Here is a 23,360-nt window from a genome sequence, read left to right on the forward strand (position 1 = left end):
TCAATGAACAGATTCTTATATCAAAGGCTTTTGCTGACAAATACAAAGCCACGGCTCTTATTTACTGAGGAATCAGTTGTAAGCATTGCTTTCCATAAATCTGCTGTTTTTACCCATACTGGTGGATATTTGTAACGAGAAACATCAAGAATTAAAAATCTATCTGTTTGCTCATTATATGCTCCTAAAGGAGAAATATGTCCACCTGTTTCTTGACCTATTTCTTTGCGTAAATAGTTTACTAAAACAAAGTTTCGCGGTTGTTTTAAATTTTCTGCCGCTTGTTTGCGGAACTGCTCTAAACTAGTGTCGGCAGCGTGGTAAACATTAACTTTAACGCCATAGCTGGCTAGTAATTGCCCTAACTGATCTAAAGTCATACCTTGGCGAGACACAACTTCAGGAGTTAGCACTTTTTTTGTATTATCATTACTAAAAAAGTTTTCTTGAGTAAATATTCGATATGGCTTGTACTGCGGTGCTTCTGGTGCCGGAATTTGTAAACTATTCAGTACCATAACCATACTTGCAACACCACAATATGCCTGATTATTTTGAGTGGTGAATTGTATACTCAGTGGAAAAAAATCTTCATTTGATTTACTCTGAAGCAATAATTTTTCCCCTTCAGGCGTATTAAAACCTACTAAGTTAGAGGAAAGCGGTAATGTTTGGGAAAGAACGCTTCCACTAGAGATACATAATCCAATAGTTAAAGCTTTGAAAAATGTTTTACTTATTTTTCGTAACATAGCATTTATAAGTACTGTAAAATTTTCAAATCAGATCATATCAATGATCTCACGCCAAGATTCTAAATAAGTATAAAATTTTAGGAGAAATAGTATAAAAATGCTTACTGTTGCTAAACCCAAGCGAGTTGCGCTGGCAATCTTTTCTTTTAGTGTCTTGCTTTACAGTCAAGTCGCCTCAGCTGCCTTAACTTTACCTCTACGCAGCAAAAAGGGAATGGTGGTTTCGGCCCATCCCTTAGCAAGTGAAGCGGGAATTTTGATGTTACGCAAAGGTGGTAATGCAGTGGATGCAGCTGTCGCTACAACCTTTGCAATCTCAGTAGTTGAACCTTTTTCAGCCGGAATCGGCGGCGGCGGATTTTTGCTGATGCATTCTGAGAAAACTGGCGAGATGAAAGCGTTAGATTTCCGCGAACGCGCACCCCTGAAAGCTACAAGAAATATGTATCTAGATGCAAAAGGAAAGGTGCGTCCCAATGCAAGTATTAATGGTTATTTGGCAGTAGGCACACCAGGAACGGTGGCGGGACTTTATGAACTGCATCGTCGCTATGGTAAGCTTCCTTGGCAAGAGGTAATGAAACCTGCGATCGCACTCGCTAATGGCTTTGTCCTCAGTCCTCAAATTACTTGGCGTTCCCTCCCAGAATACGAAAACCGCAAGGAAGCAATTCTCAAAAATCCAGCAGCGCGAGAAATTTTTACTCGCAACGGTGAGTTTTATCAACCAGGAGAGAAGCTGGTGCAGCGTGATTTGGCACGAACTTTAGCAGAAATTGCCAAAAATCCCCAAAGTTTTTACACCGGAAGTATTGCTCGGGCGATCGCTTCTGATATGGTAAAAAATGGTGGTTTGATTACTCTAGAAGACCTCAAAGCCTACAAACCAATCTGGCGGACTCCTGTTTGTAGCAATTTTCGTAAAGCTAAAATTTGCTCAATGCCACCACCGTCATCAGGAGGCGTTCATCTATTGCAGATTTTAAATATTATTGGTGACACTGATTTGAAATCTTTGGGATGGCATCATCCCGATGCAATACATTTAATGGTTGAAGCAATGAAGATTGCTTACGCCGATCGCTCAGAATATTTAGGCGATCCTGATTTTGTTAAAGTTCCTGTGCAAGAACTGCTTAGTCCAGGTTACGCCAAAAAACGCCGTCAAGAAATTAATATGCAAGTGGCTAGACCTTCGACCGAAGTCAAGCCAGTAGATAAAGAGACACTACAACGTTTTAGTCAAGCTAATAATCAGAAATCAGCAAATAATATCATCCCATCATCGCTTCAGTCTCTACAAACGAACACAAGCCGCCATGAATCTACTGAAACCAGCCATCTTACGGTTGTGGATGAAGAACGCAACGCCGTAAGTCTGACTTTCACGATTAACCTTGGTTTTGGTGCTGGTGTCGTGACACCGGGAACTGGGATTGTCCTCAACAATGAAATGGATGACTTTGCTTCTGCGCCAGGAGTGCCTAATGCCTTTGGTTTGGTTGGTAACGATGCCAATGCGATCGCACCTCGTAAGACTCCCTTATCCAGCATGACTCCGACAATTGTCACAGAAAATGGTCATTTCCGCATGGCAGCAGGTGCGCCTGGTGGTAGCACTATCATCACCCAGGTTTTGCAAGTGATCCTAAATGTGCTGGAGTACAACATGGATGTTGGTGCGGCTGTTTCTGTTCCACGCATACATCATCAATGGCTTCCAGATCAGTTGCGCGTCGAATCCTGGGGTTTGGATGCTCTCACTGTAGAAGACTTACGCCGTCGGGGACACAAAATAAAAGAAACTATTCCTTGGGGTAATGGTAATGCGATCGCTGCAACATCTGATGGAACTCTAGAAGGGGCCGCTGATCCTCGCGGTGAAGGTTCTCCCAGAGGTTTGTGAGCGAGTCAGAGACTAAGAAGACGCAGAGACACTAAAAATAGTAAATGATCAATGACTATTGATTTTGGGCTGTTGATTCTACATAGCTGCTGCTGCCAAACTCATTTGCCCGTGCGCTAGGTACTAGTGTCCAACCTGCTTTGAGAAGTTTTTGATAAGTTGCCCAACCTTTAGATCCACCTGGTATTTGATAATCTGGGACTGTAAAACCTCTAAAAGCTGTGTAAGGACGCCAAGGTTGATTAGGTTCTGTCTGCAAATACAAAATTTTCTCTCCGTCACCACCAGACTTAGGTAACCAGCACATTTGTCGATGCATTGCAAACTCCTTGTTCTTTTAGGTAATATGCATAATAGCAGATTTTTGTCAAGCTAATTATCACCCTTGTGGGATACTTTTTTGTCTAACACTTTAGACAAAGTGTAATTAAGTTCTATCCATTTCAAGATAGTTACTTAACAAGCGATAACTTGGAATACATCTGCTAGAACACTAAGATAAACAGCTTTGCCTCACCTTATTTATCGGGTGAGATTTTTCTAATGTATCCGCGTTTTTTGGGATTGGGTGTAACAATCACTACTATTTTCGCTGGAGTTCGCAATTAGACGATTTATTTTTCTGATTATATACATAAAGACTATTGCCAATCTCGGAAATTACTTATAAAACTAGATAAGTCTGTATGGTAAAACCATGTATATTTAGTTTTGCCAAAAGTGTGGAACAACCAATGCATAAGCTATTGGGTGATTTGACGTTTCGTCACATAGCTTGATTTTTTAACTTTATATGCACACTCTCTCTTCGTCCTCTTTTTTGGACAAAGGTATTGGATATCACTAGTATAAATTTTAAGGAAATATTGGATTTAAGATGAAAACCATCGATAAATATATAATTAAAAAACAAATTAAACTAGCTAAACACCCACTTTTCATCCAAATTTCTAAAGAAAATTCTTTAGAAAATATGAGATTGTTGGCTCAATACTTGAGCTTCTGGGTTATGTCTTTTCAAGACATAATCCGAATAAACGAGATGCAAATTACTGATAGTAAAATCCGTAAAATTGCTCATCATCATTTAGTCGAGGACATGGGGCACGAGCAATGGTTTTTAAGCGATCTTCAAGAGATGAAAGTTGAAGAGCCGAATCTTAAACTGCTATATAGCCGGGATTATGTTTTCACCCGTGATGCAACTTATGCCATAATATCGGAGGTTTTTCGAGCAAGTAGTGATGTTGAAAGAGTTGCTCTGATAATGAGTCTTGAGTCTACAGGTCACATCTTTTTTCAGTACACTGCAAGCTTGGTGAAACAAGTCGGTTATTCTAATAAACTCAAGTACTTCTCAATACATCATTTAGATGTTGAAAAGAATCACGAACTTTTTGAGCAGGAAATGCAAAAATTTTTAAATAGTATTCATCTTTCTGAAGATGAAGAAGAAAAAATTTGTGGCATCGTTAACCGTGTGTATCAAGCTTTCACAATTATGTTTGATGGCTTTAAGCTTTTATTGAGCAAACAAAGCCAGGTTAAAGCTTTGTTAAGTTAATAAGTAATTTAGAACTTTTGCTACCGACAAGAGGACTTTTCATTAAACCGGAGTTGCAGTTGCGCCTAGCGCAACCGCTATCTCCTAGTGTACCTTCGCATTCAATAAGAAATTGGTCTTTGATAACATGTAATTTGGGTTATCAGAAAGAGGGAGCATACAACTTATCGCCGACAATCTGGCGAATTGTCTCTACTAGTTGAGTATATGCAAAGTCAGATAAAACTGGTTTTGCTCCTTGCAAGTTAATTGGTTGATCTAAATCAATCCATGACTTGCAACCGCCGTATTTAGGGTGATAGGGAATTTCTTGTTGGGGTAGTTTATATGTCCGTAAGAGGAGAATATAAAGCGGCTGGCGTGCTTTCCATTTGAGGCGATCGCTAATAAAATGCTCGTTCCAAATATGGAAGGGAAGCAATGTGTTGACAATAGACTCATCGCTAACTGGCAAAATATCTGTAATTTCAGCCCAACTACCGATGGGTACTTTCTCTGGATGCCAACCTGATGTAACTGGATAAACACGATTAGCATACTCAGCTTTCAGCATGAAAGCTTGTTGATGTTCATAAGTAGGGTAAAGCAAAATTTGCTTGTGGGCAACTTGGAAATGTCCATTTCGTTCATGGATACCGCCTTTGCGAAGCAACATAATTGTTTCGCCACTTTCCAAGGCATTTATGGCGACTGCCCATTCTTTGAGAGCATGAAAAGTTGTAGTCAATTCCATCAGTATCTACTGTAACTCTGGTTTAATTTCAAGCTAAGACCGATAACGTGTGAAACTATCTAGGGGAATGAATTAGAAAGCAAGCAGTTATGGAAAAGCGAACACTAGGTACTTCTGAAGTCCAAATCACACCCATCCTTATGGGAACTTGGCAAGCTGGTAAAAGAATGTGGGTGGGAGTTGAAGATGCTGACTCAATTAAAACGATTCGAGCCGCTTATGAAGCTGGTATAACGACAATTGATACTGCTGAAGCTTATGGTCAAGGACACTCTGAGCAAATTGTCGCTGAAGCTTTATCTGATGTACGCGATCGTGTGGAGTATGCCACAAAAGTTTTTGCTAACCATCTAAAGTATGAACAAGTCATTGAAGCTTGCGATCATTCCTTAACGAACCTGAAAACTGATTACATTGATCTTTACCAAATACATTGGCCCTCCGGTGCTTTCAATAGTGAAATAGTACCTATTGAGGAAACTATGAGCGCTCTTAACCTGCTCAAAGAACAAGGTAAAATTCGAGCTATTGGTGTTTCCAATTTTTCCCACGCCCAGTTGGCAGAAGCAGCAAGTTATGGACGTATTGATAGTTTACAACCACCCTATTCTTTATTCTGGAGACAGGTAGAACAAGATGTATTGCCCTATTGTATCGAAAATAATATTTCTATCCTTGCTTATTCGTCTTTAGCACAGGGGTTGTTAACAGGTAAATTTGCTCATGGTCATAAATTTGACCCAGCAGATAACCGTGCTAAAAATAAACTGTTTCAAGGCGAAAACTTTGAACGTGCTCAACAGGCGCTACAACAACTTCGTCCCATAGCCCTTCTTCATAATTGTACACTTGCTCAGTTAGCTTTAGCCTGGTTAATTGCTCAACCTCAAACAAATGCTATTGCCGGGGCGCGTTATCCCGAACAAGCACAAGACAACGCATTAGCCGCTCAAATTAAGCTTTCCGCCGCCCAATTGGCAGAAATTGATGCCATTGGACGTATTGTTACCGACAATCTGGATAACAGTCCAATTATGTGGAATTGGTAACAATGCAGTTTGGTTAGTCATGCTTATCTCTCCAAGATCCCCTCAAATCTCTTAAAAAGATAGTCGGGGATCAAATCTCTAAAGCTAAATTGCAAAATCTAACAAAACGTCAACTTTAGTAAACTAGGGGTTGCAACTCACAAATTAAGTGATAAATTAAATACTAGGACACGAAAAGAAAAAACCAAACTCAAAGGGTAAATGACTTAGTGTCCCCTGTCATCAACCCAAGCAAATTTCAGCATATCAAATGAAGTGGTAAAAAGCCGAATATAGAAGGCAAACCCAAATCCTATAGCGGAAAAAGGCAATAATGCTGAGTTTGTTCGTCGTTTAGTCAACCTTAGTTATTAAGTTTCAATTACTTAACTTAGTTTAACAATTTGAACCCTGTAAACTCGATAAAACCTGGTCAACCTCGACCAGGTTTTTGGCATTTTATTGTCAGAGCTACGGCATGAGCAATGGATGCAATACCGTTTCACTTTAAGGTTTATACATTTAGGCGAGCAAGGGAGCAGAGGGGAAAGAATTTGTATCAGGATTTTAGTGAAATGGTACAAATGGTAACATTACCCTGGTAGTCTAAATACCTACAGTTAATCCTGTGCGTTCCTGGTTATTAGTTACCTCTGTCATGCTTATGGCTATAAAAACTAGCGTTTTTGGCGCGAATTCTGTAAAAGCTAAAAAGCAAAAGCATCCAGGGCATTGGCAAAAAACCACACTGGCTCAGTTTTTCCGCTTGCCTTTGTACTTCCTAATAGCTCTGCTATGGATTCTTGGTTCACTCGTACTAGCAAGAGTTCCTAGCTCAATTAATTTATCATCTCAACTACCAATTCATAATCTTACGTCGCTGGCTGTAGTCACTGACCCAGCCTCACTAATAGAGCAGGGCAAAGTTTTATACAATAGCGGAAACTTTACCAAGGCGGTAGAACTGTTACAACAGGCTGTTAAAGTATATAAGCAGCAAGGGGAGAGTATCAGACTGGCAGCAACACTAGTCCAAGCGCAACTAAATTACTTGGGAATACTCATTGAAGATCAACGAACTTATATGTTGATTGGGAATTGGTTGTAATTTGGAGATAAGCTAAATGAGCCGTTTTTTTGTCGCCCTTTTACCACCACAAGACATTCAAGACTACGCCAGTCAGATTAAGCAATACTTCGCCGATCGCTATGCTAGTAGCGGGGCGCTAAAATCTCCGCCTCATATTACCCTGCAACCACCTTTTGAATGGGCAGATGATAACTTGCCACTACTAGAAGCATCTTTGAAGGAATTTGCTAGTAGACAACAGCCAGTAGCAATTACCCTCAAGGGATTTGATGCCTTTGTACCTCGTGTTATATACATTAATGTAGTTAAAAGCCAAGAGCTTTTGACTTTGCAAGCTGATTTAATGACTTATACAGAAAGCAACTTGGGAATCGTTGACAAGGTTTCTAAAACTCGCCCTTTTGCTCCCCATATAACGGTTGCATTTCGAGATTTAACAAAGCAAAACTTTAGAGTTGCTTGGCCAGAATTTGAAAAGCGTCAGTTGCATTTTGAGTTTACTGCCGACAAATTAACATTACTGCTTCACGACGGTAAGCGATGGAATATTAAATCGGAGTTTGGTTTTCTCAGCAATGAGTAACTTCTAAAGTGTATAGTTACATTACTTTTACTTTAGCTTTGCCTGCGAGTCATAGCCATCACCACGTTAACCATAAGCTCCGGCAAATCCCCCAAAGTTGGTAAAATGTCTTCTGCGGAACAAACCAGTGGCAGATCATCTCCAAGCCATACCCAAATCTGTTGACGAGTTATATCTATTAGCCAAGCCAATTGCGTTCCGTTGCTAAGACAATGGAGAATTTTGTTTTGCAAGTCTAGGGTACTTTGGTCAGGAGAGCGAATTTCAATTAACCAGTCAGGCGCTCCCTCTAGAGGGCCATCTTTATCGTCAAGGCGATCGCAAGCTATAACGGAAATATCTGGTACTGGGGAGTAAGGAGGTACGATACAACGCAGTTCTTGCACGGCTTCAAACCGCTCAGTATGACGATTTATGTAATTCACTAAATTGCGTTGTAGCCGTGAGTGAAAAAGGGTTGGCATTGGTTTTTCCAGTGCTTGCCCGTTAATTAACTCCCATGCGGGCGAAGCCTCAATGTTGGGTTGAGAGAGAAACTCGGCTAAAGGGATCTTTGCAACTGACTTCATTTTGACCACTTATGAGAGCATAGATTCTTGCCGTAATTTAATATTAAACTAGTTTCAACTTAGTAATATATCGCACTACTATCAAGTTTAAGACTTCAGCGATATATGCAAACCACTAATTCTACAAGTGCGATCGCGCTACTTAAACTACCAAAATGACGATCTTACGGCTTATTGCTGCCTAATTTATAATGGCATGTAATATATGCGATCGCTATTTAGAAACAACCCTAAGCGATCGCTCATCAAAGCTAAACGCTTCAAAGACTTGCACCTTGGGTCACGCATCGCTTAAAGTTTGGAACGATTTGTAAACAAACATGTTAGATTTCTTTATTTCTACTTACATAATTTTTGTAAACCAAGATACATTAAATGGTAGTTTAGTAGCAAAGGAACCAAAAAGTATGGCTGTTAGTAGTCCTGAAGTCATCCGTCATATATTGATTGGACTGGGATATTTAGCTCCTGAAATAGACCCTAAACCGGATCTGACTAAATTTGCTCCCTGGAAGCGCAATAACAACTCCTTGACAGATGATCCTACTGAAGAAGCGATTAAAAAGTTTCAGAAACAGTATCCACAAAAACTTGAGGTTAATGGTAACGCTGACGCCCCAACTCGAAGTGTAATGGAAGAAACAGTCATCGGACTTCAGAATAGATTGAAGTTTCACGGTTTTGCCACCAATGCCGAAATTCCTTCAGATAAGCCTTTTTATGGGCCAGCCACTTATACAGCAGTCAAGAAATTTCAGAAATCTCAAGGTTTAACTGAAAATGGTATTGCCACTATTGAACAGCGTCAAATTCTACAGCAACCTACTCTAACAAACAAGCCGCAATCGCAGCCACAATCACAGATTAAGCTGATAGATTTATTGGCTCAATTCAAAAAGAATCCTCAAAATCCTTCTTACAGTACAGCTCTAAATAACTTACAACAAAATCTACCCAAAGACGTTTTGCACAAAGTTACTAACAAATGGAGGGGGACAAACGATCAAAATCCTGAGATTGTCAAGCTGACAAATCTATTTACTTATTATGATAACAATAATCAAAACCATCGTGATGCACTAAATCACTTACAAAGTCAGATCACCCCAGCTATCTATAAAGAATTTATTAATCTCTGGAATAAGAAATAAACTAACCCTAAAAGTCAATGAAGAGGAAAATAGGCAGGGAGCAGGGGGCCGAGGGGAAAACCCCATACATAAATGTAGGGCTGCTGGAACAAGGACGTATTATTTCACACGAACAGCGTGCCTCGAAATAAATTTATTTATTCTGAATCCCTCTTAGCAGGAGAACTTAGAATCTTTCCCCCTTGCTCCCTGCTCCCTGCTCCCCTGCCTCTTCTGGTCATGTCCCGCCTGGAACTAAAGTTCTAGGTGGGTGAGTCAAGCCTTCAGTTAAGCTATTCAAACTGTTCACGCCTCGACGGAGTGAAGCAGCATTTATTTTCTTAAACAGTCGATAATGTAAATAAATGTAATAAAATCCTCAGGCAGGACAAAAGCATCTATGCGTGTAATTTTAATGACCGGTAAAGGCGGCGTCGGCAAAACTTCCGTTGCTGCTGCAACTGGACTCCGTTGTGCGGAACTAGGCTATCAGACATTGGTTTTAAGTACAGATCCCGCACATTCGTTGGCAGACAGTTTTGACATAGAACTGGGACATGCACCCCAAAAAATTCGCCCAAATCTGTGGGGTGCAGAATTGGATGCTCTGCAAGAACTTGAGGGAAACTGGGGTGCGGTGAAACGTTACATTACCCAAGTTTTACAGGCAAGGGGTTTAGACGGCATACAGGCAGAAGAATTGGCAATTTTACCAGGTATGGATGAGATTTTTGGCTTGGTAAGGATGAAACGCCATTACGATGAAGGTGAGTTTGATGTTTTAATTATTGACTCAGCCCCCACAGGCACTGCACTGCGCTTGCTAAGTTTACCTGAAGTCGGCGGTTGGTATATGCGCCGTTTTTACAAACCATTCCAAAACATCTCTGTAGCACTTCGCCCTCTGGTTGAACCTTTATTTAGACCAATTGCTGGTTTTTCACTACCAGATAAAGAGGTGATGGATGCACCTTATGAGTTTTATGAACAAATTGAAGCTCTGGAAAAAGTATTAACAGACAATACTCAAACTTCAGTGCGTTTGGTAACTAATCCCGAAAAAATGGTGATTAAAGAGTCTCTAAGGGCCCATGCTTATCTCAGTTTGTATAATGTGGCAACAGATTTAATTGTGGCTAATCGAATTATTCCCCGTGAAGTCCAAGACCCATTTTTCCAACGTTGGAAGGAAAGTCAGGAGCAATATCGCCAGGAGATTCATGATAATTTCCACCCTCTACCGGTGAAAGAAGTTCCACTATTTTCTGAGGAAATGTGCGGTTTAGCTGCCTTAGAACGCCTGAAAGAAACTCTTTATAAAGATGAAGATCCGACTCAGGTTTATTACAAAGAAACGACTATGAGAGTTGTACAAGAGCAAAACCAATACAGCTTAGAAATTTATTTACCCGGGATTCCGAAAAACCAAGTTCAACTGAGTAAAAATGGAGACGAATTAAACATTACTATTGGCAACCACCGTCGTAACTTAGTTTTACCGCAAGCCTTAGCAGCACTACAACCAGGAGGGGCAAAGATAGAAGATGATTATCTTAAAATTCGCTTTACTGGCAATATAAAAGTTTAATGTTGCTACGGCAATGTTTCACAAAAAGTCAAGACTAAAAAGGAAGATTTTTTTGTTATAGCTAATACAGACGCAATTTTTTAGCGTCTGTTTCTATAATGTGTAGTTGAATTTATATAAAAGGTCAATAAATATTTATATTAATGATTTGCCCGTAGTTTTACTGAAGACAAATTGATTAAATAAATTTCAAAATGGCTTTAGATTTAATTATGTCACTTTGCAAATTATTAATTGATTTTGCTATAAGCAATGACCTCTAACCTAGAACCGGATTTACCCTTATGTCGTCATGAAGAAAGTTTGCTACGCCGCATTACAAACCGTATCCGGCGAAGCTTAGAGTTTGAAGAAATTATCACAGTGACGACGGCAGAAGTGCGATCGCTACTAAAAACTGACCGAGTGATGATTTACAAATTTCATGCCGATGGTAGTGGTCAGGTCATTGCTGAGTCAATTTACGAAAATCGTTTACCGTCACTACTGGGGCTGAATTTCCCTGCTGAGGATATTCCACCCACTGCTCGGGAACTATTTATTAAATCACGGGTGCGTTCTGTTGTTAATGTTGATACTCAAAAGATTGGTCAAAGTCACCTCCATGACTTGGAAAATGGAGAAACTATATCAGACGAGATCCGTTACCGCCCTGTAGACCCATGTCATCTTGAATATTTGACGGCAATGGGGGTAAAGTCCTCTGTAGTAGCGCCCATTATCTATCAAGATCAACTTTGGGGGCTACTAGTGTCTCATAATTCTCAAGCACGTTTGATTTCAGAATATGAATTAGAAGCAATACAGATGGTAGTCGAGCAGCTGTCAGTGGCGATCGCTCAAAGTACTCTGCTCACTCAAGTCCGCAAAACAGGAGAACGGGAAGCGCTCATTAACCGCATTGCTACCCTACTACATTCATTACCAACAATTGTATTACAACCAGCCCTAGAAGCTGCTGTTGCTGCCTTTAATGGCGTTGGCGGACGGCTTTGCATTAGAAATGCAGGTGTTGATTTCCACAATGGCAACATGAGCAGCTTAACAGAATGTTTAATGCCTGGAAACACTTGTGCCAAGCTTTATCTCTGTGGACAGCAGCCTATAATGCCAGAACAAACTATATATCCATTGATAGAGCAGTATAACGTCTGGCAGGAACACTACAAGTCTGGGAAATACGATACTTGGGCGATTTCAGATATATATCAAACTCCTAGCTTGCGAAGTTTACAACCCGCTTTTCAAGCAACTAAAATTCGTAGCATGTTGATGATCCCACTTCAGTATCGTCAGCAATTGCTGGGCTATTTAAGTATTTTCCGCAACGAAATAGATACAGAAACGCTATGGGCGGGGCAGTATGACAGCGATCAAAGGCAGCTTTACCCCCGTTTATCGTTTGAGGTTTGGCGCGAATCTAAAAAAGCACAAGCTCAAAAATGGACAGTCGAAGAAATTGATCTAGCTACAGACATTGGTAAACATTTTGCTTCAGCAATTCAGCAGTATGAACTATACCAACAAGTACAAACCTTCAATGAAAATTTAGAAAAACAAGTTAAAAGACGCACAGTTGAGTTACAACGGACAGCTGAACAAGAACAGGCTGTTTTTAGAGTTATTGCCGAGATTCGGGAATCTCTTGATACAGATACGATTTTTCAAACAACTACTAAAGAAGTTTGTCAATTAATCAAAGCCGATCGCGTTTCAGTTTATCGTTTTGATTCTAATTGGGGTGGTGAATTTGTTGGGGATTTTGAGGCTGCTAGTCCTTACTGGTCAAATGAGTCTGAACTAGGTGTTAATACAGTTTGGAATGATACCTATTTACAAGATACACAGGGAGGACGCTACCGGAACAATGAAACATTTGCAGTCGATGACATTTACAAGATGGGCTTTGCTCAGTGTCATATTGATAATTTAGAACAGTTTCAAATTCACGCTTTTGTGCTGGCTCCGATTTTCGTTGGGCAAAAACTTTGGGGTTTGTTAGCAACTTATCAACACACTGGGCCTCGGCAATGGAAAGCCTCTGAAGTTAACTTTCTCAGTCAAATTGCGGCTCAAATGGGCGTAGCACTCCAGCAAGCTAATTTACTCACTCAGACACGAGAACAGACGTTAATTTTGCAACAAGCAGCAGAACAACAACGAGTATTGTTTGAAGTTGTTGCCAAAGTTAGGGAATCTCTTGATCTAGATGCAATTTTTCAGACAACTACCCAAGAAATCTGTAAATCACTACAAGCGGATAGAGTTGCAGTTTACCGCTTTCATGATGATTGGAGTGGTGAATATATCGCCGAGTTTGTGGTTGATGGCTGGGTAAAGTTAGTAGCTGATACTAACACAGTTTGGCAAGATAGCTATTTGCAGGAAACCCAAGGTGGGCGATATCGTCATAATGAAACCTTTGCAGTTGATGACATCTATCAAGCCGATCATTCTGAGTGCCACGTTGCGGCTCTGGAGCAATTACAGGCAAGGGCTTATGCGATCGCACCTATATTTATCGGGCAACAGCTATGGGGCTTACTAGCAGCTTACCAGAACTCTGCACCCCGCCATTGGGAAGCTTCGGAAATTAAGTTCATTACTCAAATTGCCAATCAGCTTGGGGTCGCACTTCAACAAGCGCAATTGCATAATCAAACCAAAGAGCAGACTCAAAAGCTAACTCAAGCTCTGCATGATTTAAAGCAAACTCAAACCCAACTGATCCAAACTGAGAAAATGTCCTCACTGGGTCAACTAGTAGCTGGTATTGCTCACGAAATTAATAACCCGGTAAACTTTATTTATGGCAACATCAATCATGTCAACGATTACGCCGAAGATTTACTCAGTATACTAAACCTCTATTTGCAAAGTACTCCTAATCCCATTCCTGAGATACGCGATCGCGCCTTCGAGATAGACTTAGAATTTCTGATCGAAGATTTGCCCAAAACTCTATCTTCCATGAAAATTGGAATTGATCGCATCCGGCAAATTGTCTTGAGTTTACGGAATTTCTCTCGCCTTGACCAGGCAGAAATGAAGCCAGTTAATATTCACGAGGGTATTGATAGCACCTTGCTAATTTTGCAGCATCGCTTGAAAGCAAAACCAGAAAGTCCGGCGATTAAATTAGTCAAAGAGTACAGCGATCTGCCTTTAGTAGAGTGCTATGCTGGGCCACTGAATCAGGTATTTATGAATGTTTTAAGCAATGCGATCGATGCCCTAGAAGATTATAGGGAATCTCAATTAAATCCTGATACCAGTCAAATTACCATTAGGACTGCTCTTGGAGAGCTTGAAGGCAATATTAAGAGCGTAGTAATTCGCATAATAGATAATGGCCCAGGAATACCCGAAGCCCTAAAAGCAAGAATCTGCGACCCATTTTTCACTACTAAGCCAGTGGGGAAAGGCACTGGCTTGGGGTTATCAATAAGTTATCAGATTGTTGTAGATAAACACGGTGGTGTGTTTAAATGTGATTCTCAGCCGGGGTTAGGTACAAAATTTTGGATTGAAATTCCGATTAAACAAATCACCAAATAGTATAAACAAAAAATTTTGTATTTTTTAGGGACATAAAAGTTTTAATTAGAGACTTAACGGAAAAAGTCAGGTAATTATTTATAGGACTTACGTATCAAGTACGAAATGTAGGGGCAATTCATGAATTGTCCCTACGGTAAATCAAAGGTTTCACTGCCCGGTTTTTAGCAGTGAAGACACTGATACTTATCCAGTCCAGCAATTATGAGCTAAAATTTTATAAATTTATTTTTAAAATATCAAGTTCAATTTAAAAAAAACTGAAATTTCAGCAAATTTATCACAAAAATAAATACAAAAATTGCACTATTTATGTCTCTTTGCCACTTAAAAAATATTGCAATTACCAAATTCATCTGAAATTATGGCTATGGAATTATTTTAGTCCTCTAAACAATATTAGGAGATTGAAAAATGGCTACGATTACAATTTCAGACCTCTCTCAGGAATTACAAGACAACTCACTCTTAAGTGAACTTTCCCCCGAAGAAATTGCTGCTATTAGTGGAAGTGGTTTGTTAGGGCGGATTGTTGGAGGGGTTGTCGGTGGAGTTATAGGATTTTTTACAGGTGGCCCTGGTGGTATTCTTCCAGGTGCTTTAGCTGGCGCCAAGGTAGGAGATTACATCGAAGATGGGAACACATCACATGCTTCTGGAGGAGGCGGTGGTGGTTGTAGTGGCCACGCTACGTATGCAATGATGTAGATAAGTATTAATCTGACTTTTCACGGTAAGTCCTCAAGCCTGGAAAAAGCGTGGTTTTTTCCACAGCCTAAGAGGATGTTTGAAAAGTGGTATCTTGTGCTTTTAATCACATTTTTACCCCCCTTAATCCCCCCTTATAAAGGGGGGAAACAAGAAAAATCTGGTTCCCTCCCCTTTATAAGGGGAGGGTTAGGGTGGGGTAAAAAATATGTGATACATGAATCATGACTTTTCAAACATCCTCTAATTATCAATAGCTTTGAGTTAATGAAAATAGCTAAGGAAAAAATCAGGGTTTAGTAAACCGCTAAAATGAGCTTTTCCACATACCGTGAAAAGTCAATGAAGAGGACAAGGGGCAGGGGGACGGGAAGTCGTAGTGAAGTCCAGAAATTGGATAATTTATTTTTTGGAGTTCCCTAACCGTTGGCGAATAAAATAGGAGAATCAAGAATTTTCAACTGGATTAATAGTATAATCAACACTGTATAAGCTGTTGAAGAAATTAGACCTGTGACTAATTCTTTTTTCAGATTATGCTCTTGAGGTTCTTTTTGAAAAATATCTTTAGAACCGAATTGCATCAAGAGAATTCCTACAATATTAGAGAGCCAGTATCCTATAATTGAACAAGGTAGAAGTAATTTTGGGGAAAGTAAACTACATGCATACCCAAAACCATAAGCTATTGGCAAATTAAATAGTAGGTCATTCCACCAACATAGTGGTGACAATAAATATCCCAGTACTAAAAAGAACCCACCTCTAAGTTTTTTGAAAATGTCTTTTTTGAACTCTTTTGGAGTTGACTGTTGTGATTCCTCCAGAGTTGTGTCTCTTGCTACATTCAACTTTTGGCTGACGTTTTGGACGCTTTCCATAAAAACCCACTATTCTCATCGACTTAGTGTAGTTTAATATATAAACTAAACCAAAGTCTAGTACAGAAGTGATGAATTTTTGGCTTTTTGATGCTGAAAATATTACCACTGGATAGTTTAAGCTAAATAGAAGTTTAACTCAGATGTTGTTGTGCGGTGATTTATACTAGACATGCATGAGTGTGTGGTAGACATCGCATGTTGTAAAATCTGAGTTTTTTCTATGATATCTAAGCTAAATAGAAGGATTTAAAGCCAATTGAGACGCTCACCGTGAGTTGTCGCTCAATAGGTTTCAAAATCAAACTATATCTTTTTAAATCATAACATACGATGAAATCCAGCACCGATACTGCAACAACCAAAGCCTGCTTAGACTGGGGTAAGTCGATGTTGAGTAGCATAATTTTTATTTTGCATATAGCTGGAGCAGAAATTTGAATTAATAATAGCTACAATAAAATTAGTGAGGCATCTTAATAGAAAAATGACAGATTTAACTCCAAATAGCACATTTTTAATAGCAGGAATTGTTTTTATAACGATTGCCATCATCGGGCAATCTAAATTAGGTTTTATTGAAATTAATCCCGGTTGTTTTGGCAGATTTTTGGCTCTATTAATTGGGATTTCGAGCCTATTATATGCTTTAGGATTATTCAATATTTCAACAGTCAACTTTGACTTCTTAAGAACTTCTCTGGTAGAACAAATTAAACAGAGTATAAGTTCAATAAATGAGCTTTTGCAAGGCTCGTAAGAGGATGTCTGAAAAGTTTTTGAGAGGTAATTTTAATCACGCAAGTTGTTTGAGCATCAGACGAATCATCGCAACGTAAACAAAGGTTTCTGTCGTTTCCGGTAAGATTTCATAATCTTTACTTAATCGTCGACACCAATTAAACCAACCAAAAGTCCTCTCAACAAGCCAGCGTTTGGGTAATACAACAAAACCCTTCTGTTCTTCGTGGCGGGTGACAACACTTACAATCCATCGATAGATATCAATCACCCAATGCTGAAAACCCTTACCACGATAGCCACCATCAACCCAAATTGTGATTAAACGACGGAAGCGATGCCTACGGCGGGCTACGCCTACGCGGACTTGATCGAGTTTGGAAAAAACTAGTTTAGCACCTGCTTGCTCGCTAACATTGGCAGCAGTGATGACAACAACGATGAGTAAACCAAGTGTATCAACAAGTATATGGCGTTTTCGTCCCTTAATCTTTTTGCCAGAGTCATAACCAACTTCTTGCGATACCATTGTTGCTGTTTCAATGCTTTGGCTGTCCATAATTGCCTCACTGGGGGATGCTTCTCGGTTTTGACTTACCCTTACCCATAAACGTAACCGCTCGTGAATTTCAAACCATGTTCCATCTTTTCGCCATTGCCGGAAGTAATGATACACAGTTTTCCACTTGGGAAAGTCATTTGGCAGCATTCGCCATGCACAACCTGCACACAAGATGTAGAGGATAGCGTTAACGATCGCTTCCATATCAACACTACGTTTTCGACCACCTGTTTTTGGCGCAGGAATTAGCCCTAATAGTAGTTCCCACTGCTCAGAAGTCAGATTACTTGGGTACGATGGATTCATGGCTCTCGTAACTCTGTCATACTTAAGTATTTTTTCTAATAACAGGATACAGTTACGTGGGCTTTCTTACTTTTCAGACATCCTCTAACAGGTCTAAAAAATTAGCTTTTTGTTTGTAAGGGTAAAAATTTGATTTTACCCCTTTTTTAATACTCCTAATAATACGCTCCTATAAGACTGTAAATCAAACTAGTCATTACTAATAAAGTAACAATCACATAGATAAATTCTCGCTGGAATAGGAAAGTCAATAGGGAAATAAAAACACGCACAATTGGGGTAGCAATTAATAGTAAAAGTCCGAGTTGAATAATGGCGCGTAGGCGTAGACCGCCGTAGGCATCGCTACTTGATAAAACTGCTTTTACTACACCTGTTGGTGAGCGAAATTCCGATGGTTCTCCCTGAAAAAAGTGATATCCAGCAGGTTCAGCACCATGATGAATCAAGTAGAGTATACCCCCCAGCAAAACGACAGCACTAGCTATCAAAACGCCATATCTCATAAGGTTACTGAGCAAATATTCCAATTGCTGCTCACTTGATGTTTTTGTCAAATTCTTGTTAACATCAATCTCACACTTATTAGGCAATTGTGCTACTGTGTCACTGGACTGTTCTAATTGCTCGATATTAGAGTCTATATCTTTCTGCGGTAAGGTTAGTTTAACTACTTCAATATCAGGTTGTGCCAGGAATGTCCAGCGAAAGGTATTATTAAATTTATACATTTTACAGCCCCCCTATTAAACTGTTGTAGACCATTTTCAAAGCCATTACCACTAGCACAACACTGAAGAGAATTCTCAAAATTTGCGTTTTAGCGCCTGTAAGAACTCGTGCGCCCAAGAAAGCGCCAGGTAATACCCCCAACATTACCGGCATGGATAATCCTGGATCGATATAGCCGCGTGCTAGGTAAACTCCAGCTGATGCTGCTGCTGTCACGCCGATCATAAAATTGCTAGTGGTAGTAGAAACTTTGAAGGGTAGCCGCATGGTTTGATCCATTGCCAATACTTTAAATCCCCCGGAACCAATACCAAGCAACCCAGAAAGCACCCCAGCTATTAACATCACACCAAATCCCATTGGTACTGAATGAACTTGATAAGACATTACTCCATCAGGAGTTGGATAAGTACCATTCAGTTTCAAATAATTTGCTATGGGATCTGCTACTTCATTTTCAATATGTTCGATTCTGGGACGTTGTGAAAGGTATGCTGAATAAATGAGGACGATCGCTAGTACAATAGTTAGGGCTTTCACAGAAACAAAAGTAGCAATCATTGCTCCTGCGATCGCACCAATGGTTGTGGCTACTTCTAAAAACATTCCTAATCGCAAATTGGTATAGCCTTTTTTAATATAGGTAGATGCTGCACCCAAAGAAGTTGCAATTACAGATACTAGTGAAGCACCAACGGCATAGCGAATATCAACGCCAAATACCGAAGTTAATAAGGGAACAATTACTACTCCACCTCCTAACCCAGTTAGCGCCCCTAACAAGCCAGCGCTAAATGAACCAATCCAAATTAATAATGAAAACTCTAAAATAGTCAAATTTACTTCCTCTTTTTTTTACATGTATATCAAGATGCCAATATTCTTTTTGTATCATTGAAAACTTAATTGTCAAGTTGACTACTGGCTTACAAAAGATTGCGCCAGTACTTCCGAGAAAGAGAGACAATGTAATTTTGTAATTAAAGTTTTTAATAGAAGTAACTTAGTTTGGAAGCCAAACCTAGATACTAGGGTGATTTAATTCAATCAAGCTGGGACTAAAATCTTGAAAAGAGGTGAAGTGAATTGCTTTATCTTGAACGCATTGCAAGAGGTTGTAGACGCATAAGTAATTAATGCATTTACTAAAAAAAGCAGGTCTATTTCATTCTCATCTAGCCCGCCTTAAAATAGACATCTCGATAAATTAAATATGCGTTACCTAGAACCCTTGTAGAGACGTAGCATTGCTACGTCAAAACAATTCTTTTTTGGAGATGTTTCATGAATTATGAGTTTAACAGCGAAAGTCGTCTAAAGACGACTAAGAGGGTGTTTGATTTTTGTCTGTGTCTATGCGTCAGCCTAAACAATAAGCCTAAGCGGACATAATATTACTCCTTATTTATCAACTCTCTTTCTTCAGGGAGTAAGGTAGTTTCATCCTCAGGGCGATCGCCATCTACCGATTTAGCTATAGTTCTATAGGGTTTGATAATAAAACTGACGCCAATTGTCCAACTTAATGCAACCATCAAACCCGCGAGAACATCGCTGGGAAAATGCACCCCCAGATAGAGACGACACCATCCAATAGCTATTATATATAAGCTACCAAAGATTAAAACCAACCAGCGCCGGGAGCTATCCCAAGTTAAAAATAGCAAAATTGCCACTACAGTTATACTCGTCATTGCATGACCACTGGGAAAGGCAAAACTAGACTCAGGCGCAATGGACTGCCACAATTGTGGACGCACTCGATGCATTAATTCCTTTGCTGTGCGGTTGATGATCACACTTCCTGCTGAGACGGTGAGTAAATAAGCTAGCGATCGCCAGCGTTTTTGAAGTAATAATATAAGTGCGATCGCACCTAAAATCGGTACCGCCGTCCAAGGTTCTCCAATTTTCGCTAGCGCTACGGCTAAAACATCAAGCTGTGGGTTTGCTGTAGAATGAACTGCTAACAAAATAGGCACATCCCACGGGAAGCCAGCTTTATTTTCCCATATTTTCACTGTCAGAATTTCAAAAACCTGCAAAGGTAAGTATACTCCTATCAAAAGCAGTAAGAGCGATCGCCAACGGGCAATCAACAGGTTTTTGATAAAAGAAAGAGGCGACGGACTCTCTTTATTGGCTTTTTTCACTTTTTCTATATTAAGTTCTTGTAATCAATTAACTAGAATTTGTTTCTTAGTGTCATCTATCAGCAGATAGTTTTAGTTACTTTGACTAATAAACACCGAATAAATTTAATAATGTTATTTGGAACCAAGCATGGTTAAACTTTTACGACTTCACCGATTACAAAATATTAGTATTTTGAGAAGCTCCACAATGTTTACAATACGGCAAATGTTTATAAGTCAGATTATGACAATTTTGACATTCAATGTCTTGATAATAACCACAGTGCGGACAATAAGTATCAAACTGTCGAATTTTCTTGGCGCAATTTATACAGCGTGATTTTTGGACTCGGCTAGCCGCCTGGACTTTGACATTAAATACAAATTTTTGAAAAAACTGAATAATTCCAAAACCGATAATTGGAATTAATAATATATAAGCATAATTTATTAGAAAAAGTAAGCCACCAAAAAGGGCACTAATAATATCAAATATAAATTTAAATATTGCCCCAATTTGAAGAAATTCAAATATTTTAACGATTAGTGGGATAAAAAAGATAACTAGTAAATGCCAGCTAATTAGCGAGACAAGTCCAAATCCTCTTCTTTGGGCAAATTTGTGAACTGATAAGGCAATGAGAATCAACGGTAGAAGAAAGAGAGACTGAAAAGCAAGCTGGATACTGGGATACCAGAATGATGCCTGCTGATAGCCTTTGTCAACTTCCCGGAATTGATTATCATCTTTAAGAAAGGCTAGAAAACTAATACTTTCCGTTTTGGCAAGCAGCTCATTTTTAAGAGTAGAATTTTCTTGTTTAAGAGTAGAAATTTGGCGATTATTTTGTTCTAATGTCTGTTTAGCCTTTTCAGCACTGACTTGATTAATTGATTGTTCACGACCCTGACCTGCTATTTTTTCTAATAACGTTAAGTCATATTGGGCTTTAATAGTGCGATTGGATTGTTCAAGCGAACTGATTTTCGCTTGTTTCTGCTCAATATTTTTGATGATTTGCTGTTTGTCAGGCTTGTTAATTTTATCCTTGTAATCGGCATATTGCAAACACGTTTTAGAAACTTTGCCTAGATGTCCTGTTTCGGCTTGTTGATAGTTTTTCTGAAAACTAAGTAGATTATTCGGATTATCTGGTAATGAAAGTTTAACAATTTCATAGTCTTTATCTTGAGTGGTTTTTGTCCGGTAATTTTGCCACTCTGAATAGCATGGATAAGCTTCTGCCGGGCTGATATGCCATCTGCTAATATCATCGAGTCCGGTAAAAACATTAATCAAGATAAAAATATCAATTAAAATAATGACAATCAAACTTACTTTATTCAGTGGTTCGTTATTAATTGTCCTTGAGGTACTAAAAAATTGGTTCAAAATTTGGCGGATTCTAGCAAACATATTGTATTTTTAATAAATGAAAATTCAATTTTAGATGATAAATAGTGAAAAGCTGGACAACAGCCGAACGATTGCTCAAACAGCAGCGCCAGAGGCATCAGGGTGAATCGGATGAATGGTATTTAGAGAAAGTGATTTATGATTTGGAACGCGATCGCCATTACTAAAATTCAAAACAGAAGAAGGGCGATCTTTAAATACGTGGTGGATATGTACAGATGTGCATAAGTGTCAAATTAACTTAAAAGCCATGTCTGCAAGGAACTGAAGTTCCTCGCTAATAGCTCTAGTCATCTTTAAATGACTAAATAATCTAAAAAATCTTTAGTCTACTTCAATAAACTTTATCTATTAGCCTGGAACTTTAGTTCCAGGCGGGTGAGTCAAGCCAACAGTCAAGCTATTTCTAAGCTTTTATTGACATTAATGACATCTGTGCGCCCCTAGTGAAAACTATTTAGCAGTGAAGTACGCTTCTAATGCCTCAGAACCACCAATTAATTTACCATCGATAAATACTTGGGGAACTGTTGTTGCACCTGTAACTGCTCGTAAGGAACGTGTGGTGATATCTTTACCTAAGGTAATTTCCTCGTAGTTAATATTATGTTCCTTGAGCATCTCTTTGGCACGCGCACAGAAGGGACAACCCACTTTGGCAAACAGAGAAACGAGTTCGGGCTTCACTGCTTGAGGGTTAATATATCTAAGCATTGTCTCAGCATCGGATACCTTAAACGGATCTCCTGGCTCGTCTGGCTCAATAAACATTTGGTTAATTACACCATCTCTTACCAGCATTGAGTAGCGCCACGATCGCTTCCCAAATCCCAAGTCTGATTTGTCTACCAACATACCCATTCCTTCAGTAAATTCACCATTACCATCGGGAATAAGTGTGATATTTTCTGCTTCTTGATCCTTTGCCCATTCGTTCATTACAAAGGCATCATTGACAGAAATACAGATAATGTCATCAACTCCATTTTCTTTGAAAACCCCAGCTAATTCGTTATAACCAGGGAGGTGAGTTGATGAACAAGTCGGTGTATAAGCACCTGGTAAAGAGAAAACAACCACTGTCTTATTAGCAAACAATTGATCGGTTGTCACATCCACCCACTGGTTGCCCACGCGTGTATGAAAAGTGACATTAGGAACTCTTTCTCCTCGGCGATTGGAAAACATAATTTTGCTTGCCTTTAGTAATCAATTCCAGTCATAACCTATCATGGGAAGACTGGTATGATGTAACTGTCAATCAGCTAAAAAACTTCATTAATAAGACAGAATTCAGGAGTCAGAAGTCAGAAGTCAGAATGCTCTACCTATGTTCACGTAGCATCTTGCTCTCAAGGGATAGAGTAATAACCG

The 23,360-nt window shown here is 39.3% G+C and carries 23 protein-coding genes; 11 read left to right on the top strand and 12 right to left on the bottom strand.

Annotation, left to right across the window (positions count from 1 at the left end; all coding sequences use genetic code 11):
- Positions 1 to 20: 20 nt before the first annotated feature.
- On the bottom strand, positions 21 to 752 hold the full coding sequence (locus RMY00_RS31475; protein WP_322651287.1) for a phytochelatin synthase family protein: 732 nt from the start codon (positions 750 to 752) through the stop codon (positions 21 to 23).
- A gap of 100 nt (positions 753 to 852) precedes the next feature.
- Between RMY00_RS31475 and ggt the strand changes: the two genes are divergently transcribed.
- Entirely contained in the window at positions 853 to 2,661 is a 1,809-nt protein-coding gene (gene ggt / locus RMY00_RS31480; RefSeq protein ID WP_322651288.1) for a gamma-glutamyltransferase, read from the top strand.
- Between the two features lie 55 nt (positions 2,662 to 2,716).
- Here ggt and RMY00_RS31485 read toward each other — a convergent pair whose 3' ends face one another.
- Positions 2,717 to 2,980 (bottom strand): hypothetical protein, encoded by a 264-nt coding sequence (locus tag RMY00_RS31485; RefSeq protein WP_109010888.1) that lies wholly within the window; start codon positions 2,978 to 2,980, stop codon positions 2,717 to 2,719.
- A 558-nt stretch (positions 2,981 to 3,538) separates the two neighbouring features.
- Here RMY00_RS31485 and RMY00_RS31490 point away from each other — a divergent pair.
- Positions 3,539 to 4,225, top strand: coding sequence for a hypothetical protein (locus tag RMY00_RS31490; RefSeq protein WP_322651289.1), 687 nt, complete (start codon positions 3,539 to 3,541; stop codon positions 4,223 to 4,225).
- A 142-nt stretch (positions 4,226 to 4,367) separates the two neighbouring features.
- Here the strand turns inward: RMY00_RS31490 and RMY00_RS31495 are convergent, their stop codons facing one another.
- Positions 4,368 to 4,958 (bottom strand): DUF1802 family protein, encoded by a 591-nt coding sequence (locus RMY00_RS31495; RefSeq protein WP_322651290.1) that lies wholly within the window; start codon positions 4,956 to 4,958, stop codon positions 4,368 to 4,370.
- Between the two features lie 89 nt (positions 4,959 to 5,047).
- Here RMY00_RS31495 and RMY00_RS31500 point away from each other — a divergent pair, with 89 nt between their 5' ends.
- From RMY00_RS31500 to RMY00_RS31510, 3 genes are all read left to right on the top strand, one after another.
- Positions 5,048 to 6,007: an aldo/keto reductase gene (locus RMY00_RS31500; RefSeq protein ID WP_322651291.1), complete on the top strand. Its 960-nt coding sequence runs from the start codon at positions 5,048 to 5,050 to the stop codon at positions 6,005 to 6,007.
- Between the two features lie 607 nt (positions 6,008 to 6,614).
- Positions 6,615 to 7,094: a hypothetical protein gene (locus RMY00_RS31505; protein WP_322651292.1), complete on the top strand. Its 480-nt coding sequence runs from the start codon at positions 6,615 to 6,617 to the stop codon at positions 7,092 to 7,094.
- A 16-nt stretch (positions 7,095 to 7,110) separates the two neighbouring features.
- Complete coding sequence (locus RMY00_RS31510) at positions 7,111 to 7,659, top strand: 2'-5' RNA ligase family protein (RefSeq protein ID WP_322651293.1); 549 nt, start codon at positions 7,111 to 7,113, stop codon at positions 7,657 to 7,659.
- Positions 7,660 to 7,691: 32 nt separating this feature from the next.
- On the opposite strand, the gene RMY00_RS31515 is transcribed toward RMY00_RS31510, so the two are convergent.
- Complete coding sequence (locus RMY00_RS31515) at positions 7,692 to 8,228, bottom strand: Uma2 family endonuclease (RefSeq protein ID WP_322651294.1); 537 nt, start codon at positions 8,226 to 8,228, stop codon at positions 7,692 to 7,694.
- A gap of 320 nt (positions 8,229 to 8,548) precedes the next feature.
- On the opposite strand from RMY00_RS31515, the gene RMY00_RS31520 reads away from it, so the two are divergent.
- The 4 genes from RMY00_RS31520 to RMY00_RS31535 all read left to right on the top strand — a co-directional run bounded on the left by RMY00_RS31520 (position 8,549) and on the right by RMY00_RS31535 (position 15,212).
- Positions 8,549 to 9,379, top strand: a complete 831-nt coding sequence (locus RMY00_RS31520) for a peptidoglycan-binding domain-containing protein (protein ID WP_322651295.1) — start codon at positions 8,549 to 8,551, stop codon at positions 9,377 to 9,379.
- A 379-nt stretch (positions 9,380 to 9,758) separates the two neighbouring features.
- Positions 9,759 to 10,946 carry a TRC40/GET3/ArsA family transport-energizing ATPase gene (locus RMY00_RS31525; RefSeq protein WP_322651296.1) on the top strand — a complete coding sequence of 396 codons (1,188 nt, stop codon included), beginning with the start codon at positions 9,759 to 9,761 and terminating at the stop codon, positions 10,944 to 10,946.
- 252 nt (positions 10,947 to 11,198) lie between these two features.
- Positions 11,199 to 14,504 carry a GAF domain-containing protein gene (locus RMY00_RS31530; protein ID WP_322651297.1) on the top strand — a complete coding sequence of 1,102 codons (3,306 nt, stop codon included), beginning with the start codon at positions 11,199 to 11,201 and terminating at the stop codon, positions 14,502 to 14,504.
- Positions 14,505 to 14,918: 414 nt separating this feature from the next.
- Positions 14,919 to 15,212, top strand: coding sequence for a hypothetical protein (locus tag RMY00_RS31535; protein WP_322651298.1), 294 nt, complete (start codon positions 14,919 to 14,921; stop codon positions 15,210 to 15,212).
- A 419-nt stretch (positions 15,213 to 15,631) separates the two neighbouring features.
- On the opposite strand, the gene RMY00_RS31540 is transcribed toward RMY00_RS31535, so the two are convergent.
- Both RMY00_RS31540 and RMY00_RS31545 read right to left on the bottom strand, forming a co-directional pair.
- Complete coding sequence (locus RMY00_RS31540) at positions 15,632 to 16,093, bottom strand: hypothetical protein (RefSeq protein ID WP_322651299.1); 462 nt, start codon at positions 16,091 to 16,093, stop codon at positions 15,632 to 15,634.
- A gap of 230 nt (positions 16,094 to 16,323) precedes the next feature.
- A complete protein-coding gene (locus tag RMY00_RS31545; RefSeq protein WP_322651300.1) occupies positions 16,324 to 16,497 on the bottom strand; it encodes a hypothetical protein in 174 nt (57 codons plus the stop codon).
- Positions 16,498 to 16,580: 83 nt separating this feature from the next.
- Here RMY00_RS31545 and RMY00_RS31550 point away from each other — a divergent pair, with 83 nt between their 5' ends.
- Positions 16,581 to 16,853: a hypothetical protein gene (locus RMY00_RS31550; RefSeq protein WP_322651301.1), complete on the top strand. Its 273-nt coding sequence runs from the start codon at positions 16,581 to 16,583 to the stop codon at positions 16,851 to 16,853.
- A gap of 36 nt (positions 16,854 to 16,889) precedes the next feature.
- Here the strand turns inward: RMY00_RS31550 and RMY00_RS31555 are convergent, their stop codons facing one another.
- The 5 genes from RMY00_RS31555 to RMY00_RS31575 form a co-directional block, all read right to left on the bottom strand.
- Positions 16,890 to 17,702 (bottom strand): IS5 family transposase, encoded by an 813-nt coding sequence (locus RMY00_RS31555; protein WP_322651302.1) that lies wholly within the window; start codon positions 17,700 to 17,702, stop codon positions 16,890 to 16,892.
- Positions 17,703 to 17,857: 155 nt separating this feature from the next.
- Positions 17,858 to 18,433 carry a DUF1634 domain-containing protein gene (locus RMY00_RS31560; protein WP_322651303.1) on the bottom strand — a complete coding sequence of 192 codons (576 nt, stop codon included), beginning with the start codon at positions 18,431 to 18,433 and terminating at the stop codon, positions 17,858 to 17,860.
- A gap of 1 nt (position 18,434) precedes the next feature.
- A complete protein-coding gene (locus RMY00_RS31565) occupies positions 18,435 to 19,271 on the bottom strand; it encodes a sulfite exporter TauE/SafE family protein (protein WP_322651304.1) in 837 nt (278 codons plus the stop codon).
- 557 nt (positions 19,272 to 19,828) lie between these two features.
- Positions 19,829 to 20,587 carry a phosphatase PAP2 family protein gene (locus tag RMY00_RS31570; RefSeq protein WP_322651305.1) on the bottom strand — a complete coding sequence of 253 codons (759 nt, stop codon included), beginning with the start codon at positions 20,585 to 20,587 and terminating at the stop codon, positions 19,829 to 19,831.
- Positions 20,588 to 20,744: 157 nt separating this feature from the next.
- On the bottom strand, positions 20,745 to 21,986 hold the full coding sequence (locus tag RMY00_RS31575) for a hypothetical protein (protein ID WP_322651306.1): 1,242 nt from the start codon (positions 21,984 to 21,986) through the stop codon (positions 20,745 to 20,747).
- A 44-nt stretch (positions 21,987 to 22,030) separates the two neighbouring features.
- On the opposite strand from RMY00_RS31575, the gene RMY00_RS31580 reads away from it, so the two are divergent.
- A complete protein-coding gene (locus RMY00_RS31580) occupies positions 22,031 to 22,153 on the top strand; it encodes a hypothetical protein (protein ID WP_322651307.1) in 123 nt (40 codons plus the stop codon).
- Between the two features lie 286 nt (positions 22,154 to 22,439).
- Here the strand turns inward: RMY00_RS31580 and RMY00_RS31585 are convergent, their stop codons facing one another.
- A complete protein-coding gene (locus tag RMY00_RS31585) occupies positions 22,440 to 23,174 on the bottom strand; it encodes a glutathione peroxidase (protein ID WP_322651308.1) in 735 nt (244 codons plus the stop codon).
- Positions 23,175 to 23,360: the final 186 nt, after the last annotated feature.

The sequence above is a fragment of the Nostoc sp. ChiVER01 genome, from assembly GCF_034531155.1.
Classification (GTDB): domain Bacteria; phylum Cyanobacteriota; class Cyanobacteriia; order Cyanobacteriales; family Nostocaceae; genus Nostoc.

What these genes read in the sequence shown, in the direction of transcription:
- RMY00_RS31475 (WP_322651287.1), bottom strand. Translation starts at nt 752, where the DNA reads ATGTTACGAAAAATAAGTAAAACATTTTTCAAAGCTTTAACTATTGGA.
- ggt (WP_322651288.1), top strand. Translation starts at nt 853, where the DNA reads ATGCTTACTGTTGCTAAACCCAAGCGAGTTGCGCTGGCAATCTTTTCT.
- RMY00_RS31485 (WP_109010888.1), bottom strand. Translation starts at nt 2,980, where the DNA reads ATGCATCGACAAATGTGCTGGTTACCTAAGTCTGGTGGTGACGGAGAG.
- RMY00_RS31490 (WP_322651289.1), top strand. Translation starts at nt 3,539, where the DNA reads ATGAAAACCATCGATAAATATATAATTAAAAAACAAATTAAACTAGCT.
- RMY00_RS31495 (WP_322651290.1), bottom strand. Translation starts at nt 4,958, where the DNA reads ATGGAATTGACTACAACTTTTCATGCTCTCAAAGAATGGGCAGTCGCC.
- RMY00_RS31500 (WP_322651291.1), top strand. Translation starts at nt 5,048, where the DNA reads ATGGAAAAGCGAACACTAGGTACTTCTGAAGTCCAAATCACACCCATC.
- RMY00_RS31510 (WP_322651293.1), top strand. Translation starts at nt 7,111, where the DNA reads ATGAGCCGTTTTTTTGTCGCCCTTTTACCACCACAAGACATTCAAGAC.
- RMY00_RS31515 (WP_322651294.1), bottom strand. Translation starts at nt 8,228, where the DNA reads ATGAAGTCAGTTGCAAAGATCCCTTTAGCCGAGTTTCTCTCTCAACCC.
- RMY00_RS31520 (WP_322651295.1), top strand. Translation starts at nt 8,549, where the DNA reads ATGTTAGATTTCTTTATTTCTACTTACATAATTTTTGTAAACCAAGAT.
- RMY00_RS31525 (WP_322651296.1), top strand. Translation starts at nt 9,759, where the DNA reads ATGCGTGTAATTTTAATGACCGGTAAAGGCGGCGTCGGCAAAACTTCC.
- RMY00_RS31530 (WP_322651297.1), top strand. Translation starts at nt 11,199, where the DNA reads ATGACCTCTAACCTAGAACCGGATTTACCCTTATGTCGTCATGAAGAA.
- RMY00_RS31535 (WP_322651298.1), top strand. Translation starts at nt 14,919, where the DNA reads ATGGCTACGATTACAATTTCAGACCTCTCTCAGGAATTACAAGACAAC.
- RMY00_RS31540 (WP_322651299.1), bottom strand. Translation starts at nt 16,093, where the DNA reads ATGGAAAGCGTCCAAAACGTCAGCCAAAAGTTGAATGTAGCAAGAGAC.
- RMY00_RS31545 (WP_322651300.1), bottom strand. Translation starts at nt 16,497, where the DNA reads ATGCTACTCAACATCGACTTACCCCAGTCTAAGCAGGCTTTGGTTGTT.
- RMY00_RS31550 (WP_322651301.1), top strand. Translation starts at nt 16,581, where the DNA reads ATGACAGATTTAACTCCAAATAGCACATTTTTAATAGCAGGAATTGTT.
- RMY00_RS31555 (WP_322651302.1), bottom strand. Translation starts at nt 17,702, where the DNA reads ATGAATCCATCGTACCCAAGTAATCTGACTTCTGAGCAGTGGGAACTA.
- RMY00_RS31560 (WP_322651303.1), bottom strand. Translation starts at nt 18,433, where the DNA reads ATGTATAAATTTAATAATACCTTTCGCTGGACATTCCTGGCACAACCT.
- RMY00_RS31575 (WP_322651306.1), bottom strand. Translation starts at nt 21,986, where the DNA reads ATGTTTGCTAGAATCCGCCAAATTTTGAACCAATTTTTTAGTACCTCA.
- RMY00_RS31585 (WP_322651308.1), bottom strand. Translation starts at nt 23,174, where the DNA reads ATGTTTTCCAATCGCCGAGGAGAAAGAGTTCCTAATGTCACTTTTCAT.